Annotated in this window: 15 protein-coding genes; 6 read left to right on the top strand and 9 right to left on the bottom strand. The window is 50.6% G+C overall.

What is annotated here, in order from left to right; genetic code table 11:
• Window positions 1-22: 22 nt before the first annotated feature.
• The 4 genes from GU926_RS10235 to GU926_RS10250 all read right to left on the bottom strand — a co-directional run bounded on the left by GU926_RS10235 (window position 23) and on the right by GU926_RS10250 (window position 6207).
• Window positions 23-1201 carry an acetyl-CoA C-acyltransferase gene (locus tag GU926_RS10235; RefSeq protein ID WP_160691505.1) on the bottom strand — a complete coding sequence of 393 codons (1179 nt, stop codon included), beginning with the start codon at window positions 1199-1201 and terminating at the stop codon, window positions 23-25.
• 130 nt (window positions 1202-1331) lie between these two features.
• Window positions 1332-3734, bottom strand: coding sequence for a 3-hydroxyacyl-CoA dehydrogenase/enoyl-CoA hydratase family protein (locus GU926_RS10240; protein ID WP_160691506.1), 2403 nt, complete (start codon window positions 3732-3734; stop codon window positions 1332-1334).
• A gap of 105 nt (window positions 3735-3839) precedes the next feature.
• Window positions 3840-4274 (bottom strand): MarR family winged helix-turn-helix transcriptional regulator, encoded by a 435-nt coding sequence (locus GU926_RS10245; protein ID WP_160691507.1) that lies wholly within the window; start codon window positions 4272-4274, stop codon window positions 3840-3842.
• A 166-nt stretch (window positions 4275-4440) separates the two neighbouring features.
• On the bottom strand, window positions 4441-6207 hold the full coding sequence (locus GU926_RS10250; protein ID WP_160691508.1) for an AMP-dependent synthetase/ligase: 1767 nt from the start codon (window positions 6205-6207) through the stop codon (window positions 4441-4443).
• 151 nt (window positions 6208-6358) lie between these two features.
• On the opposite strand from GU926_RS10250, the gene GU926_RS10255 reads away from it, so the two are divergent.
• The 5 genes from GU926_RS10255 to GU926_RS10275 all read left to right on the top strand — a co-directional run bounded on the left by GU926_RS10255 (window position 6359) and on the right by GU926_RS10275 (window position 10549).
• Window positions 6359-7507 carry a formimidoylglutamase gene (locus GU926_RS10255; protein WP_160691510.1) on the top strand — a complete coding sequence of 383 codons (1149 nt, stop codon included), beginning with the start codon at window positions 6359-6361 and terminating at the stop codon, window positions 7505-7507.
• A 386-nt stretch (window positions 7508-7893) separates the two neighbouring features.
• Entirely contained in the window at window positions 7894-8127 is a 234-nt protein-coding gene (locus GU926_RS10260; protein WP_160691512.1) for a cytochrome b5 domain-containing protein, read from the top strand.
• A gap of 50 nt (window positions 8128-8177) precedes the next feature.
• Window positions 8178-9026 (top strand): N-acetylglucosamine kinase, encoded by an 849-nt coding sequence (locus GU926_RS10265; protein ID WP_160691514.1) that lies wholly within the window; start codon window positions 8178-8180, stop codon window positions 9024-9026.
• On the top strand, window positions 9026-9832 hold the full coding sequence (gene murQ, locus GU926_RS10270) for an N-acetylmuramic acid 6-phosphate etherase (protein WP_160691516.1): 807 nt from the start codon (window positions 9026-9028) through the stop codon (window positions 9830-9832). The genes GU926_RS10265 and murQ overlap by 1 nt, the downstream gene beginning before the upstream one ends.
• A 147-nt stretch (window positions 9833-9979) precedes the next feature.
• Complete coding sequence (locus tag GU926_RS10275; protein WP_160691518.1) at window positions 9980-10549, top strand: hypothetical protein; 570 nt, start codon at window positions 9980-9982, stop codon at window positions 10547-10549.
• Between the two features lie 90 nt (window positions 10550-10639).
• Here GU926_RS10275 and GU926_RS10280 read toward each other — a convergent pair whose 3' ends face one another.
• The 4 genes from GU926_RS10280 to era all read right to left on the bottom strand — a co-directional run bounded on the left by GU926_RS10280 (window position 10640) and on the right by era (window position 13772).
• A complete protein-coding gene (locus tag GU926_RS10280) occupies window positions 10640-10837 on the bottom strand; it encodes a hypothetical protein (RefSeq protein WP_198001403.1) in 198 nt (65 codons plus the stop codon).
• A gap of 238 nt (window positions 10838-11075) precedes the next feature.
• Entirely contained in the window at window positions 11076-11297 is a 222-nt protein-coding gene (locus tag GU926_RS10285) for a hypothetical protein (RefSeq protein WP_160691520.1), read from the bottom strand.
• 74 nt (window positions 11298-11371) lie between these two features.
• On the bottom strand, window positions 11372-12682 hold the full coding sequence (gene der / locus GU926_RS10290) for a ribosome biogenesis GTPase Der (RefSeq protein WP_198001404.1): 1311 nt from the start codon (window positions 12680-12682) through the stop codon (window positions 11372-11374).
• A gap of 199 nt (window positions 12683-12881) precedes the next feature.
• Entirely contained in the window at window positions 12882-13772 is an 891-nt protein-coding gene (era, locus tag GU926_RS10295; RefSeq protein WP_160691522.1) for a GTPase Era, read from the bottom strand.
• A gap of 412 nt (window positions 13773-14184) precedes the next feature.
• Here era and hemH point away from each other — a divergent pair, with 412 nt between their 5' ends.
• The gene (hemH, locus tag GU926_RS10300; protein ID WP_160691524.1) at window positions 14185-15216 is read left to right on the top strand and encodes a ferrochelatase; all 1032 of its coding nucleotides are present in this window, start codon (window positions 14185-14187) and stop codon (window positions 15214-15216) included.
• An 82-nt stretch (window positions 15217-15298) separates the two neighbouring features.
• Here the strand turns inward: hemH and GU926_RS10305 are convergent, their stop codons facing one another.
• Window positions 15299-16261, bottom strand: coding sequence for a S41 family peptidase (locus GU926_RS10305; RefSeq protein WP_160691526.1), 963 nt, complete (start codon window positions 16259-16261; stop codon window positions 15299-15301).
• Window positions 16262-16469 lie beyond the last annotated feature (208 nt).

A 16469-nucleotide genomic window follows, 5' to 3' on the forward strand; every position in this document is an offset into this window, starting at 1 on the left:
TACGTCTTGTGTCTGTTGCGCGCTAGCGCAACAACTCGTAGATACCGGCTACGCCTTGACCACCGCCTACGCAGGCAGTTACCATTCCGTATTTCTTGTTCTGACGACGAAGCTCGTTAAAAAGCTGAACGCTGAGTTTGGCACCCGAGCAACCCAGTGGGTGACCCAAGGCGATGGCGCCCCCGTTCGGGTTAACTTTCTCTGGGTCAATGCCTAATTCTCTGATGACGGCGATAGATTGAGAAGCGAAGGCCTCGTTTAGCTCAAACAAGTCCACGTCCTGCAAGCTCATGCCGGCGTTTTTCAAGGCCTTCGGTATGGCTTTCACGGGTCCCATGCCCATGATGCGCGGGTCCACGCCTTCGGCGGCATAAGACACCAGGCGGGCGATTGGCTCCAGGTTCAGTTCTTTGACCATGCGCTCGCTCATCACAATAGTAAAAGCGGCACCGTCTGAAGTCTGAGACGAGTTACCGGCCGTCACCGAACCATTCGTGGCAAACACCGGACGCAACTTGGCCAGTTTCTCCACAGAGGTATCAGCACGCGGGCCTTCATCTGTGTCTACCACATAGGAGCGGGTTTTCTTCTTGCCATTCTCATCCAGGAAAGTCTCTTCTACATTGATAGGCACAATCTGGTCTTTGAACCGGCCTTCTTCAATGGCTCTGATAGCCTTCTGGTGCGAGGCGAATGCAAAAGCATCCTGGTCTTCGCGGCTCACTTTAAAGTCATTGGCCACGGCCTCTGCCGTTAAGCCCATGCTCAGGTAATACTCTGGGTGCTCTTTGGCAATCTTGTAGTTAGGAACGGTTTTCCAGCCTACTACGGGCACCATGCTCATGGACTCGGCACCACCGGCTATGATACAGTCGGCCATGCCGGCTTGTATCTTGAAGGCGGCCGTGGCGATGGTCTCAATCCCAGACCCGCAGTAACGGTTCATGATGGCACCGGGCACGTTAATAGGCAAAGACAAGAGGGAAATCATACGCCCCATCTGCAGGCCTTGCTCAGCCTCGGGCACCGCGTTCCCTACCAAAAGGTCATCCACGCGGGCGGGGTCTAGTTGTGGCACCGATGCCAGCAAATGCTTGATTACATCGGCGGCCAAATCATCTGGCCGGGTGAAACGGAATACGCCGCGGGGCGCTTTCCCCACTGCACTTCTGAATCCGGCAACTATATAGGCAGTTTGCATTTTCTTTTCTGTTTGTTGGTAATGTGTTCACTCTTAATGTGCTGTTCTTAGCTTTCGTTTTTGGCTTATTTTCTGGAAAACAGGCCAAAAACGACTAGCACATCAATCATTCAACACTTTTCATGATTCATTAATTGCGCAATGGCTTACCCGTGGTCAAGATGCTTTTGATACGCTCTAAGGTCTTGCGCTCACCCGTTAAACTCAAGAAGGCTTCGCGCTCCAAATCCAGCAGGTATTGTTCAGAGACTTCAGACGGCATAGACAAGTCACCACCGCACATCACGTAGGCTAACTTCTCAGAGATTTTGCGGTCATGGTCAGAGATGAAGCCCGCGACCTGCATGGCGTAAGCACCGGTCGTGAACATACCCAATCCACCACGGCCCTGCACCTTGATGTTGGTCTTAGGCGTCGGTTTGGTGTAACCAGCCTCAGCAAGGGCAATAGCGGCGGCTTTGGCCTCAGCTAATTGACGGTTGTTGTTGAGCGTGATGCCATCGCCGCGGCGCAGGAATTTCAAGTCATAGGCCTCAGCGGCCGAGGTTGAAACTTTGGCCGTACCTATGGTCATGAACGCGTTCCGGAGCGAGTTGAATTCGGTATCGCCTTCTTCATACTCAGCAGAGGTGCGCAAGGTCATTTCCTTAGTTCCGCCCCCGCCTGGGATTAAGCCCACGCCAAACTCTACCAAGCCAATGTAAGATTCAGCAGCGGCCTGTACGTGGTCGGCGTGCAAGCAAAGCTCACAGCCTCCGCCCAGGGTCAACCCGTGCGGCGCGGCCACAACTGGTATAGCCGAATAGCGCAAACGCATCATGGCATTCTGGAACTGACGAATCATCAAATTCAACTCATCATACTCCTGGTCCAGCGCGTACATGAACACCAGACCCAGATTAGCACCCGCCGAGAAGTTGGCGGCCTCGTTGCCTACTACCAGTCCTCTAAAGTCCTGTTCGGCTAAATCAACGCCTTTCATCAGGCCTTGAATCACCTCAGAACCCAAAGCATTCATCTTGGTATGGAATTCCACATTCAGGATGCCGTCGCCTAAGTCAATGATGGACGCCCCAGCGTTCTTCCAAACCACGTTGGTACCGCGCAGCACATCCAACAGCACGAAGCTTTCGGTACCCGGAATTACTTTATAAGTCTTAGACGAAATGTCATAATACTGACGCTGGTTGTTCTGGCTGCGGTAGAAGCTCTCATGGCCGCCTTCCAACATTTCATACACCCAGTCGGCGGGTTTGTAGCCGGCGGTTTCCATAGCACTCACGGTCTCGCGCACGCCTAAGACGTCCCAAGTCTCAAACGGCCCTAACTCCCACCCGAAGCCGGCGCGCATAGCATCATCAATGCGGTACAGCTCGTCAGAGATTTCAGGGATGCGGTTGGTCACGTACTGGAACAAGCCGTACGATGTTTCTCTAAAGAAATCACCGGCTTTGTCCTGCGCTTGGCTGAAGGCCTTGAGACGCTTGCGCAAGTCTTCAATGGGCTTCAGGATTTCCATGCTCTGGAATTTGACCTTCTGCTTAGGCCCGTATTCCATGGTCTTGAGGTCCAGCGTCAGAATTTCGGTGCCACCTTGCTCGTTCTTGGTTTTCTTGTAGAAGCCCTGCTTGGTCTTATCGCCTAGCCAGTTCTTCTCTACCATCTGCTGAATGTACGCGGGCAACTGGAACAGGTCGCGCTTCTCATCGGTCTCGCCGGTTTGGTACAAGCCCTGCGCTACTTTGGCAAGCGTGTCTAAGCCTACCAGGTCAGAGGTTCTGAACGTAGCCGATTTTGGACGGCCTACCACCGGACCAGTGAGACGGTCTACTTCGTCCACGTTCAAGCCTAGTTTCTCCATCACGTGCAACACCTGCATGATGCCATAGATACCCACGCGGTTGGCAATGAACGCCGGCGTGTCTTTGGCTAGAACGGTGGTTTTACCTAAGAACAGGTCACCGTACTTTAATAAGAAAGCAGTGATTTCTGGGTCGGTTTTGTCAGTGGGGATAATCTCCAACAACTTGAGATAGCGGGGCGGGTTGAAGAAGTGGGTACCGCAGAAGTGCTTCTGGAAATCCTCTGACCGTCCTTCCAACATCAAGTGGATAGGAATACCCGATGTGTTTGAGGTAATAAGCGTGCCCGGCTTTCTGAACTGCTCTACCTTCTCAAAGATAGACTGCTTGATTTTGAGGTTCTCCACCACCACTTCAATGGTCCAGTCACAGCTGGCGATGTCTTTCAAATCATCGTCAAAGTTACCGGTCTGAATGAGGCGCACGTCCTCTTTCTTGTACAAGGGTGACGGGTTGGAGGCAACCGCCGTTTGCAGGGCCGTGTTGACAATCCTGTTGCGCACCTGCTTGTTGTCCAGCGTCAGACCTTTGGCCTGTTCCTCGGGTAGCAGTTCGCGGGGTACCATGTCCAGAAGCAGGACCTGCACCCCAATGTTGGCGAAGTGGCAGGCAATGCGGGAACCCATGATTCCGGAGCCTAAGACTGCCACTTTCTTAATAATTCTTTTCATGTTTTATGATTGAGCTTACTAATAGATTACAAAACTGTACTAGCCGTTTTTAGCCTCTTTTCTGGAAATCAGGCCAAAAACGGAAACGGTATTATGTTATAACAGCTAAAAGACTTTCTTGCTCTCAATGAGCTCATTAATCTGGCCCACCACCTGAAAGAAGACCTGCAACTGGCTTTCCGGGATCAACTCACGCACCTTTTTATTGAACTGACGCACGGTTATGCGGCTTACTTCGCGCTTCTCCAAGCCCAACTCCGTCAACAGAATACGCACCGACCGCTTGTCTACAGTGTCTCCTTGCTTGTAGATGAGGCGTTTCTCTTCCATGCTTTTGAGAATACGGGTCAGACTGCGGGCTTCCAAACCCAGTAAGGGAGCAATCTTGGTGGCGGGCGTTCCTTTCTCTGGGTCTATGTTCAAGAGCACGAACCCAATGGAGGTGGTGATGTCGTTCTTGGCCGCCTCTGTATTATACATACGGGCAATGGCGTGCCAGCATACCTTGATATTATAGTCAACCGTTTCAGATGCTTTCATGCTGCTCATTCAGTATACATACCAAATATAGAAAAATATGTTATGCTTGCATACTATAATTAAATAATTTTTCTCTCCCGTCTTGGCGTTTTCTACCTCTTTTACGGAAACTAAGCCAAAAACGAAGGCAATAAAAAAACCCCGCGGTGGGCGGGGCTTTCTGATATTAGGCAGACCTGTAAAGGCCTTCTATCAATGGGCGGTAGTTGTTGGTGATAATCTTCCGCTTGATGCTCAGCTTAGGCGTCATCTCACCAGTTTCTACACTCCAGAGCTTAGGTAAGAGTACAAACTTTTTGATTTTCTCCCACTGGGCCAACTGCTCATTGAGGCGGTCAATCTCTTTCTGGTATTTCTCCAGCACCTCGGGCTTGGTAATCATGTCTGCGTCTGAGGTGTAGGGCATATTGTGGATTTTACACCAGTCCTTGAGACCTTCAAAAGCCGGCACAATCAGCGCACCCGGGAATTTCTCCCCTTCGCCCACTACCATCACCTGCTCAATCACCAGAGACTCTTTGAGTTTGTTCTCAATTAACTGCGGCGCGATGTACTTACCGCCAGAGGTCTTGAACATCTCTTTCTTGCGGTCGGTGATTTTGAGGAACTTGCCTTCTACCAACTCGCCTATGTCACCGGTATGGAACCAGCCGTCTGGGTCAATTACTTCGGCAGTGAGGTCTGGGCGTTTGTAGTAGCCCACCATCACGCTTTCAGAACGAGTCAGGATTTCGCCGTCCTCGGCAATTTTCACTTCTACGTTGTTAATCACAGGCCCTACGGTGCCAATCACGTTGTTTTCGGGCTCATAGCGGTTCACGGCAATTACCGGCGATGTCTCTGTCAAGCCATAGCCTTCCATGATTCTAATGTTGGCTCCCCAGAAAACTCTGGCCAAACGCGGTTGCAAAGCAGCGCCACCAGACACGATCACTTTCACGTTGCCGCCCAACGCCTCTTGCCATTTAGAGAAGATAAGCTTGCGCGCCAGTTTCAATTGCAGGTCATACAAAATGCCTGGTGAGGTGCGGGTGTCGTATTTTTGCCCTAGGGCCAGCGCCCAGAAGAACAGGCCTTTCTTAGCACCCGTCAGCTCAGCGCCTTTGGCTACAATCTTGTCATAGACTTTCTCCAGCAAGCGCGGCACGGTCACAAAGATGTCTGGCTTTACTTCTTTCAGGTTATCGCCTACCTTTTCAATACTTTCAGCGAAGTAAATGGACACGCCCACCGAGAAGTAGATGCAGGACACCATGCGCTCATAGATGTGGCAGAGCGGCAGGAAGCTTAGGGCACGGTGGTCTTTGTTGACCGGTACAAAAGGCTTCACGTTGGTAAAGTTGCTCACCAGGTTGTTATGGGACAGCATTACGCCTTTGGGCGCACCAGTGGTACCAGACGTGTAGATGATGGATAGCAAGTCTGACGGCTGCACGGCGTCTTTGTAAGGCTGTAGCGTGCTTACGTCTTCGCCTTCGCCCATTTTCAAAAGCTCGGTCCAGTGCTTGGCGCCGTCCACGTGGTCAAAGGTGTAAATCTCTTGTATGCCTGGTATGTCACTGCAGGCTTCCTTTACTTTATTATATAGTTCCTCCGTAGACACAAAGATGAGCTTGGTCTCTGAGTCCTTTAAGATGTAGCGGTAATCTTCTACCGTGATGGTAGGGTACATGGGTACGCTCACCGCGCCAGTCTGCTGAATGCCGTAGTCGGCGAACATCCACTCTGGCCGGTTCATAGAGATCAGCGCGACCTTGTCATCCTTCTTGATGCCAGACTTGATCAAGGCCAGGCTGAGCTTGTTGGCGGTGTCCACCAAGTCCTGGGTGCTGTACTTCACCCACTCTCCGTTAATCTTGGCAGCCAGGCAGTCGGGCTGCGGAAAATCCTGTACCTGTTGCGTTAGAAGGTCAAAAACGCGGGTCACTTTCATAAGGTCGTTTGTCTAGTTGGTTCAGTAAATTAAACTAAATTATTATTAAAAAAAACTTACGTGCATTTATCCCCCTCGGCCTATTAAGATTAAAAAGGCCTGCTGCCCTGCGCAATAATTCTCTAAATTTGGTTTTTGGCCTTTACGAAACATGAACCTCTCCATCTTTTTTGAGCCCCTTCCAGAAGACGCCTTCGGTTATCCAGAAGATGTCAAGTCGGTGGGCGGGTATATTGCCCCGTTTCTGCATACGTTCCCAGACTGGCGCCAGGCCGAAGTGGTGTTGATTGGCCTACCCGAGTACCGGGGTGCCCACTCTCCCGCCGATGTGTCTTACCAAGGCCCCAACCTGATACGCGAGCAGCTTTATAAATTAAAGAAAGGCACCGGCTCCTGGCTTTTGATGGACCTGGGCAATCTGCTGCCCGGCATCTCCTTGGAGGATACCTACCTGCGCCTGAAGGAAGTGATTGAGATGGTGGTAGACGCGGGCAAGTTTCCCATTCTGCTGGGCGGTTCTCATGATTTGACCTACGGCCAGTTTCTAGGCTATGAGTACCTGCACAAGAAGATTGGCGTGGTGCTAATAGACAGCCAGCTGGATATACAGGAAAACCCAGACGTAGCCCCCGAGGGAAGCCACCTGCACCGCCTGCTGCTGCACGAACCCAACTATCTGTTCAGCTTCAGCCATCTGGCGCACCAGTCCTACCTCACCGACAATGACACCCTCATTGCGCTGGAGAAGCTGCATTTTGACTTGTTCAGGATTGGTCAGGTACGCCAGCAACTAAAAGAAATTGAGCCGGTGATTCGGCAAGCCGATATGCTCAGTTTTGACGTTTCCGCCATCCGGCACCAGGACGCGCCCGGCCAGCGCCAGGCCAACCCCTTCGGCCTCACCGGCGAAGAGGCCTGCCAGCTCTGCTGGTACGCCGGCCAGAACGACCAGCTGAGTTCACTGGGCTTGTACGGCTACCGGCCCGAGTTTGACCAGCGCTCATTGACAGCCATGACCGTGGCCACCATGGCCTGGTACGCCATTGAAGGATTTTACCATCGCCAGCGCACCCTGGATTTTCAGAGCAATCATTTCCTGCGGTTTGCCGTGGGCTTCCATGACAACCCGCACAAGATGTTGTTCTATAAAAACCGCCACACAGAAAAATGGTGGATGGAGGTAGAGGATTTGGCCGGCGAGCGTCCTTCTCTCATTATTCCCTGCAGCTACCAAGACTACCTCACCGCCGCCGACGGAGACGTACCCAGCCGATGGATACAGGTGCAGGCACGTATGTAATGTGCTAATGGAGGACATAAGACACAAGATATAAGATGCAGGACTTTAAGGAATTTTCCTCTTTGTCAACCTGAAGGAATCTTGTGGGCGAACTGTAATAGCAATTGCTAAAAGAGCAAATGCCCTTGCCACCAAGAATCTATTTGTAAAAGATATAGAGCGTTTATTGCATAATGATGGTCTTTCTAGCTTGCCCACAAGGTCCTTTCAGGATGACAACTGGAGGGAAGCAAACAATCAAGCCCATGATATTGAAAGGCGAGACCCAAATGAATGAAGGTGTTTTTGGCCTATTTCCTAGAAAACAGACCAAAAACGAATTAGAAAAATTAATTAGCACATCAGCACATTATTCTTTAGCACATTAGACATCATTCAATCGCTCAATGCAAAAAGAATACACTAAACATCAGCTAGCCCTCAGGAACGGGCAGGACCGGGATGAGATTTGGGTGGCGTATCTGGGAGTGATCTATGATGTGACCAAGTCCCGGCTCTGGCGGAAAGGAAATCATTATGAGCATTGGGCGGGCCAGGACTTAACCGAAGAACTCAAAGACGCCCCGCATACTGACTATGTCTTTGACAAGTTTGACGTGATTGGCGTATTGAAAAAATAAGCAGGCACACCGTCTCATCGTTTACTTAAAAATCACCTTACAATCCCCGCATGATCCTTATTGCAGACAGTGGCTCTACTAAAACAGCTTGGCGGCAGATAACCAAAGATGGCGTGCTGGCAGAAACCAAGACGGCGGGCATCAACCCGTATTATCAAAGCTCAGAAGAGATTGCCCAGATGCTGGAGCAAAGCCTGCTGGAGCAGTGGCCGGACATAACACCCAAAGAAGTCTACTTTTACGGAGCCGGCTGCAGCGCGCCAGATAAGAAGGCCATGGTAGAAGCCGCCCTCCAGCAAGCATTCCCAGCAAGCAAGATAGAGATACACCATGACCTGGAAGCGGCGGCTAGAGCCCTCTGCGGCGAAGAACCCGGTATTGCCTGCATTCTGGGCACCGGTTCCAATTCCTGTCTGTATAACGGCCACCAGATTGTGCACAACCTCCCAAACCTGGGCTTCATTCTAGGCGATGAGGGCAGTGGCGGTTACATGGGCAAACGACTGGTCCAGACCTTTCTCAATAATGAACTACCGGCAGACCTGCACCAGGCGTTCCAGCAACGGTACCACCTCACCCGGGATGAGGTGGTAGACAACGTGTACAGAAAACCTTACCCTAACCGGTACATGGCTACGTTTGCCAAATTTCTGTTTGACCATCGGCAGCATCCGTTCATCTACCAGATGATTTATCAGAGCTTTTCAGACTTCTTTGAGAAGACAATCGTCAAATACCCAGACTACCAGCAATACAATGTGCATTTTGTGGGGTCCATTGCCTTCCACTTTAGTGACATTCTGCGTAAAGTAGCCCAGCAGTACGCTGTACGGGTACAACATATTTTAGAGAACCCCATGGCAGGCCTGAGCTTGTACCACCAACAAAAGATAGCCTAATGAGCACCACAGAAACCCCCTCGCACTATGACCATCTGGAGCAGATGAGCGTGCATGAGTTACTGACCAACATCAACAAAGAAGACAAGACCGTTCCGCTGGCCGTGGAAAAAGCCATTCCGCAGTTGGAGAAGCTGGTGGAGGTGACCGTGGCCAGGATGAAGGAAGGCGGCCGCCTGTTCTACATAGGCGCAGGCACCAGCGGCCGTCTGGGCGTGGTAGACGCGTCTGAGTGCCCGCCCACCTATGGCGTACCTTTTGACATGGTCATTGGCATCATGGCCGGCGGCGACACCGCCATCAGAAAAGCCGTGGAGTTTGCCGAGGATGATTTTGAGCAGGCCATCAAAGACATGAACGCTTATGGCCTCAACGAGAAAGACGTGGTGGTGGGCATTGCCGCATCGGGCCGTACGCCGTACGTGATTGGCGGTCTGGAAGCCTGCAACGCGCGCGGCATCACCACGGGTTGTATTGTCTGCAACGCCCACAGCAAAGTAGCAGAAGTTGCCAAGTTCCCGGTGGAAGTAGTGACCGGTCCCGAGTTCCTGACTGGCAGCACCCGCATGAAAGCCGGTACCGGACAGAAGCTGGCCCTCAATATGCTCACCACCTCTGTCATGATTCAACTGGGCCGCGTGAAGGGCAACAAGATGGTAGACATGCAGCTCACCAACCACAAGCTGGTAGACCGCGGCACGCGCATGATCATGGAAGAACTCAACATTTCAGAAGAGAAGGCCCGTGAACTCCTGGATTTACATGGCAGCGTACGCGCCGCCATTACCGGCGCTCAAAGTCATTAGAAATTCGTTTTTGGCGTATTTCCCAGAAAAGAAGCTAAAAACGACAGAAAGGATTCGCTCTCATCTAGGGCGAATCTTTTTTATGCATTTGGGTGACCTTGCCGCAGGTTTCTTCGTTAGCTTTCAAGCATCTTTTTCTTTTGAACCATGCATACCATTGAGCCTTTTTATAACTGGATAGAAGCCTACAGCGCCTCAGAAGATCCGCGGTCGCCGCTGTACGGGGCAGAGAACAGCGAGCTGGAATACATTGACACCATCTACGGCTACTACATCCATCCGCAGTGGGACAACATAGAGTCAGAGACGCTCTTTTTGAAGATTCTGTATGTGGACTACGTGGAGGAATATGCCATCCTTGAGTTCATTGGCGAGTGGAACGATGCCATCAACAATGACATCATGACCCTTAAGCGCAACATCCTGGATCTGATGGTGGGCGAAGGCATCCGTCACTTCATTCTGGTAGGCGAGAACGTCTTCAACTTCCATGGGTCAGATGACGCGTACTATGAAGAGTGGTTTGAGGACGTGGAAGACGGCTGGATTGCAGGCATTGGCTTCCAGGACTTCGTGTTGCAGGAAATGCAGCAGTTTCACGTAGACTATTACATCAATTTTGGCGGTCCGCTAGACAAGATTCCGTGGCGTACCTTGACTCCGCCGCAACTGTTTAGAGTCGTGGACCAGCTTATCCAGAAACGGCTGGGCATGTAGTCCCAGTTTTGTTTTCATATAGCGTTTACATAAAAAGAGAGGCCACCTTGCATGGTGGCCTCTCTTTTTATGATCTATGTGGTTGATCGCTTATTGCGGGTCAACAGTATCAGCGCTGTCAGACATGTCTTCGGCGGCATCTTCAGCAGCTGGGTTGTCTGCATCATCAGCGGCATCTTCCATTTGCTCAGCGTTTTCTTCGATTTGGTTTTCTTTCTTAGAATCACAAGAAGAAGCGAAGGCGGTCATCCCGACAGCCAAAGCCATCATTAAAAATGTCTTTTTCATAGTTTTATTTTGTAGGTGATATTGGTTCTATTTCTTCCTCTATTCCTTGCCTGACAAAAGAGCAGAACAAGGGTTTTGAGTAATATTACTGCTTTTACGCAAGTATGGCAGAATAGATATATCTTTTTCTCCACATACATGAATAATGCAATCATATTCTTTTCTGGGCATAAAAAAGGCCCGGCGTTTACTGCGCCGGACCTTCTTGTACATATCTGCCCAAAGACAAGGAAACAGGCTAGTTTCCGGTGGTGGTCTGCGCGGTAGTGTCTGACGTTGAGGAAGTAGTATCTGCAACGGCAGCCGCTGAATCCACAGAAGTAGAAATAGTCTCAGAAACGTCAGTCGCGTCTGTATTTTCCACTGTGTCAGCTGTGGTTGCCTCCTCTGTCTTCTTTGCATCACAAGATGCTACTGAGAACATGCCGGCCACAAATAAAAACGCTAATACTTTCTTCATGGTAATAAAGGGGTTGGTAAGGTTGGAGTACCTACAAAAATAGAACTTTCTCCTAGTTACCACCCAATAAATTATTATTTTTTACGATAAAGAATATTCACCGGCACGCCCTCAAACCCGAAGTTCTCTCTAATGCGCTTCTCCAGCCAGCGGGAATACTGATCTTTGATGTACTGCGGCAGGTTGCAGAAGAACGCAAACGTAGGCGTGTTGGTAGGCAGCTGCGTCACGTACTTGATTTTGATGAACTTGCCTTTGATGGCCGGCGGCGGATAACGCTCAATCTCGGCTAGCAATACTTCATTCAGCTTAGAGGTAGGAATCTTGGTCTTCTTGTTTTCATAGACCTCAATGGCTTTCTCCATGGCTTTGTGCACGCGCTGTTTGGTGAGCACAGAAATGAAGATGATAGGTGGGTAGGCGATAGGCGCAATACGCTCTCTAATGGCGTCTTCCAGCATTTTCATGGTGTTGGTTTCCTTCTCCACCAAGTCCCATTTGTTCACCAGAATCACCAGGCCTTTGCGGTTCTTGTCTGCCAGGCCAATGATGTTCAAGTCTTGTGACTCAATACCACGGGTGGCATCCAGCATCACAACCACTACATCACTTTCCTCTAAGGCTCTGATGGAACGCAACACCGAGTAGAACTCAATGTCCTCGTGCACTTTCGCCTTGCGGCGAAGTCCGGCGGTGTCTACCAAGATAAACTCCTTGCCATACGCGTTGTAGTGCGAGTGGATGGAGTCACGGGTGGTACCGGCTATGTCAGTTACTATGTTTCTGTCTTCACCCAAAAGCAAATTCACGAACGAAGATTTACCCACGTTAGGTCTACCCACCACGGCAATGCGCGGAATGCCCTGGTCTGGGTTTTCAATGCCTTCTTCTTTGAAGTGCTTTACTACTTCATCCAACAACTCGCCCGTACCCGAGCCGTTCTGGCTGGAAACCGGGAAAATCTCTGACTCAAAGCCCAAAGCGTAGAACTCACCGGCCATGTGGCCTCTGGCGTGCGTGTCTGCTTTGTTGGCTACAATGTAAATGGGTTTGTCTGTGCGGCGCAACACATCCGCGAACTCCTGGTCCAAACCAGTCAGGCCTGCGTCAACGTCTACCATGAACAGAATCACGTCTGCTTCTTTGATAGCCAGTTCTACCTGCTTGCGTATTTCGCCTTCAAAAATATCTTCAGAGCCGTGCACGTATCCACCAGTGTCAATCACGGTGAAGAATTTTTCGCACCAGTCTCCGTAGCCATAATGACGGTCGCGGGTTACACCGCTCTCGTTGTCCATGATGGCTTTGCGTTCTCCCACCAAGCGGTTGAACAAGGTTGATTTGCCCACATTTGGGCGTCCTACAATGGCGATGGTATTTGCCATAATCAATAAATAAATGTGCGTTTTTAGCCTCCTTTAGCAGAATCTAGCCAAAAACGCGTGTGATGCTCCCGCGGTATCGCCGTCGTGGCGCCACTAGGAGTACTAGGGTGTTTATTTTTGTTAGATGTTAGTATCTAGATCTTAGATATTAGACTTACTAAAAGAGTCTAGTGTCTAACTACTAATATCTAGCGTCTTTCTATAAGCTATTATACCCGAACCTGTCCAGCAAGCGCTTGTCGGCGCGCCAGTTTTCGTTGACGCGTACGTACAGGTCCAGGAATACTTTCTTCCCGAAGAACTCTTCCATGTCCAGGCGGGCTTGGGTACCAACTTTCTTCAAAGCGGCGCCTTTGTCGCCTATCACAATGCCCTTTTGGGATTTGCGTTCCACGGATATTTCGGCGCGCATTCTGATAATGGTGTCGTCTTCCTTGAACTCCTCAATCACCACTTCACAGCTGTAAGGAATCTCTTTTTTGTAGTTGAGGAAGATTTTCTCGCGTATCATCTCAGCCGCAAAGAAACGCTCGGGCTTGTCGGTTAGTTCATCTTTGGGGTAATAGGCGGGATGCTCAGGCAACAGGTCCAGAATCTTCTGGAAGACGCCGGGCGTGCCCTGGCTGTGCAACGCAGAGATAGCCATGTATTCTTGGGCCGGCAACTGCTCTTTCCAGTATTCTACTTTGGCTACTACCTCTTCTTGTGTGGCTTGGTCAATCTTGTTGATGAGCAACAGAATGGGCGCTTTGGCTTTGCGCAGACGCTCCACCACTTCGCTCTCATCATGCTTCTCGTAGATGTCCGTGACAAACAGAATCACGTCTGCATCTTCTAAGGACGCATGCACAAACCGCATCATGGACTCATGCAGTTCATACTGGGGTTGGATGATGCCGGGCGTATCTGAGTAGACAATCTGGAAATCGTCACTGTTCAAGATACCCATGATGCGGTGACGGGTGGTCTGGGCTTTGGAGGTGATAATGGAAAGCTTCTCCCCTACCATCACGTTCATCAACGTTGACTTGCCTACGTTGGGCTTGCCTATGATGCTTACAAAACCTGCTTTGTGCGGCTGCTCTGCCATTTTTACCTCGCTTTTTAAATAATCTGCAAAGGTAAGGCTTTTAAATGAGTTCTGAGTCTATCCTCCTGGGTCCTGTGTTTTTTAAATCTTGTAAATGAGCAGACTAGCCATTCATTGGCTAGCTTTTCTACCTGAAAGAGAGAATTCACAACCCTTCGCTGTTTTTGGTCACTTTTCTGGAAAACAAGCCAAAAACGACGACAATCCCCTTCTAGCCAACCTCCTTCTGGGCGATTCTTATGTGGGCATGAAACCAACCAGCAGGTAAACAATTGGCAGCGGCGGCTGTTGCATGCTCAAAGCACCAAAAAAAGACCATGCTTACACCTGCCCCTGGACATGACGTATATCATTTGGTAAACCTGAAGGATGTATTGTTCTATCCGTATCTTTGCACTTCAATTGAACACCTATGAAAAGTGGAGCCAACTCTGGTAAGACAGGGGTTTTGTTAGTCAATCTGGGTACGCCAGACACACCCAGCGTGCCGCACGTACGTAAATACCTGCGCGAATTCTTACTAGACAAGCGTGTGCTGGACATTGCCGCTCCCAGCCGTTTCATGCTGGTGAATGGCGTCATCGCCCCGTTCAGAGCCCCAAAATCGGCTAAGATTTATGCCGAGCTGTGGACCGAGCGTGGCTCGCCGTTGTTGTTCCATGGCCTGGATTTACAGAAGCTGGTGCAGGAGAAACTGGGCAAGAACTACCTTGTGGCCTTTGGCATGCGCTACCAGAGCCCTAGCATTGCCGCCGCTTTGCAGGAATTAAAAGACAAGGTGGTAGATCGCATCATCGTGTTGCCCTTGTTTCCGCAGTACGCGTCTGCCAGCACAGGCTCTGTGCAGGAGAAAGTAATGGAACTGGTGAGCAAATGGGAGATTATTCCAGACATTAAATTCATCAGCACGTTCTGCAACCACCCGGGCTTTATACAGGCGTTTACAGAGATTGCCAGCGCCCACATGGCAAAGCGCGACTATGACCACGTAGTGTTCAGCTACCATGGTCTGCCTGAGCGCCAGATCCTCAAAGGAAGCACCAAAGGCTACTGTAAACTGGGCGCCTGCTGCAACACCTACCATTCTCATAACCGCTACTGCTACCGCGCGCAATGTTTTGAGACGTCCAGACAACTGGCCGCGGCTTTGAACATACCAGAAGACAAGTACACGGTATCCTTCCAGTCACGCCTGGGCAAAGATCCTTGGCTACAGCCTTACACCGACTTCATTTTGAAGGACCTGGCCGCGGCCGGCGTGAAAAACGTGCTGGCCTTCAGCCCGGCGTTTGTGGCCGACTGCCTGGAAACCACCATTGAAGTAGGCAAGGAATTCAAGGAAGAGTTTGAAGCCGCCGGTGGTGAGCATTGGCAATTAGTAGAAAGTTTGAACACGCATCCTACCTGGGTGCAGGCCGTGGTAGACATGGTCTCTGAGGCATAAATCCTTCTCATATTTATGATAAAGCAAGAAGCCACGGCAGCACCGTGGCTTCTTGCTTTATCATAGTTTTTGTTACTGTACCTCAGCTTTTCTTCTTTGAGGATTTCTTCAGCCACTGCAATGCGGCGGTTACTTTCTTATCTTTCCTCCAATCCAGGAAGTTATCACCGCCTATGATCTCCACCTGGGGCTGCACATGCTCTTTGTAGAGGACTCCGGTGCGGTCGGCTTCATAGAGCACGGCCAGGTTAATGGCTGAATTCTTATCCAACACAAACCCTTGGTTGGCGGTGGTTAACCCAAAAGTGGTTTCGCCAAAAAAGCGAGTGGCTGGTCTGCCTTGTAAACTGATGGCCACGGCCTCGCCGGCGCTGGCCGTCATGTTGCTCAGGAGCACCGCCACAGGCAGGCCCGGCGCCACCTCCCCACCACTAGTCAGATGCGTAGCTTGGGCCTGGTTCACGAAGAAGTTACCGCCCTGTATGCTCCACTGTTCATCTGGCTGGCCTTCGGCGGTCATGAAACTGCCCACAGGTCCGTTGCCAATGATTTCGGCCAGGCCGCCTAGCATGGGGTACATATTGCCGCCAGTGTTCAATCTAAGGTCAATGATCCAGCCCTTGATTTTAGCTGGGTTGATTCTGCTGATGGAGTCCCGGATGGCTTGGGCGTTTCGGTCTATGTTCTTCATGCCAAAATCACTGTTGCCTGGAATCAGAATATAGCCGATGCCGTTCTTAAGCACTTTCACCTGCACGCCCGGCTTGTTTTTGAGTGCCTCCTGTACCGCTGCATTCTTGGCCTGCCGGCTTTTCTTGCCCCAGTGATAGGGTTTGCCTTTGTAGGTGAGCCAACCATGGTAATCATTCAGCTGTTCAAACAAGAAAGGATAGACTGGCAGCACTTCTTCATAGGTCTGAGCGCCTTTGGCTTTGGCGTACGCAGCCTGACGCAAGTCCTGCCAGTTTACTTGCTGGCGGTTGAGGGCGTTCTGCTGCAAGACGTCCAGGCCTTTGTCAAGGTACGCTTTTACGCTGTCTGCCATGCCGTACGGATTGTTTTGACTGAACCCCAGCGTACTAAAAAGGAGAAGGAAAAAAAGGAGGAGGACGTGCTTTTTCATAAGGGAACAGAGGTTAGTCTATTCACCAGATGCCCAGAGTACCCATTTGGTTGCCTGATGTCCTACTAAAATTCAGTAGCCGTTTTTGGCTTGTTTTCCAGCAAACAGGCCAAAAACGGCAGACTCCATT

Origin of the sequence: Nibribacter ruber (assembly GCF_009913235.1) — a bacterium.
GTDB lineage: Bacteria > Bacteroidota > Bacteroidia > Cytophagales > Hymenobacteraceae > Nibribacter > Nibribacter ruber.

Coding starts and splice junctions, on each gene's coding strand:
- GU926_RS10250 (WP_160691508.1), bottom strand. CDS start 6,207: ATGAAAGTGACCCGCGTTTTTGACCTTCTAACGCAACAGGTACAGGAT.
- GU926_RS10305 (WP_160691526.1), bottom strand. CDS start 16,261: ATGGCAGACAGCGTAAAAGCGTACCTTGACAAAGGCCTGGACGTCTTG.
- GU926_RS10275 (WP_160691518.1), top strand. CDS start 9,980: ATGCATACCATTGAGCCTTTTTATAACTGGATAGAAGCCTACAGCGCC.
- GU926_RS10245 (WP_160691507.1), bottom strand. CDS start 4,274: ATGAAAGCATCTGAAACGGTTGACTATAATATCAAGGTATGCTGGCAC.
- murQ (WP_160691516.1), top strand. CDS start 9,026: ATGAGCACCACAGAAACCCCCTCGCACTATGACCATCTGGAGCAGATG.
- GU926_RS10280 (WP_198001403.1), bottom strand. CDS start 10,837: ATGAAAAAGACATTTTTAATGATGGCTTTGGCTGTCGGGATGACCGCC.
- GU926_RS10265 (WP_160691514.1), top strand. CDS start 8,178: ATGATCCTTATTGCAGACAGTGGCTCTACTAAAACAGCTTGGCGGCAG.
- GU926_RS10255 (WP_160691510.1), top strand. CDS start 6,359: ATGAACCTCTCCATCTTTTTTGAGCCCCTTCCAGAAGACGCCTTCGGT.
- GU926_RS10260 (WP_160691512.1), top strand. CDS start 7,894: ATGCAAAAAGAATACACTAAACATCAGCTAGCCCTCAGGAACGGGCAG.
- hemH (WP_160691524.1), top strand. CDS start 14,185: ATGAAAAGTGGAGCCAACTCTGGTAAGACAGGGGTTTTGTTAGTCAAT.
- GU926_RS10235 (WP_160691505.1), bottom strand. CDS start 1,201: ATGCAAACTGCCTATATAGTTGCCGGATTCAGAAGTGCAGTGGGGAAA.
- era (WP_160691522.1), bottom strand. CDS start 13,772: ATGGCAGAGCAGCCGCACAAAGCAGGTTTTGTAAGCATCATAGGCAAG.
- der (WP_198001404.1), bottom strand. CDS start 12,682: ATGGCAAATACCATCGCCATTGTAGGACGCCCAAATGTGGGCAAATCA.
- GU926_RS10240 (WP_160691506.1), bottom strand. CDS start 3,734: ATGAAAAGAATTATTAAGAAAGTGGCAGTCTTAGGCTCCGGAATCATG.
- GU926_RS10285 (WP_160691520.1), bottom strand. CDS start 11,297: ATGAAGAAAGTATTAGCGTTTTTATTTGTGGCCGGCATGTTCTCAGTA.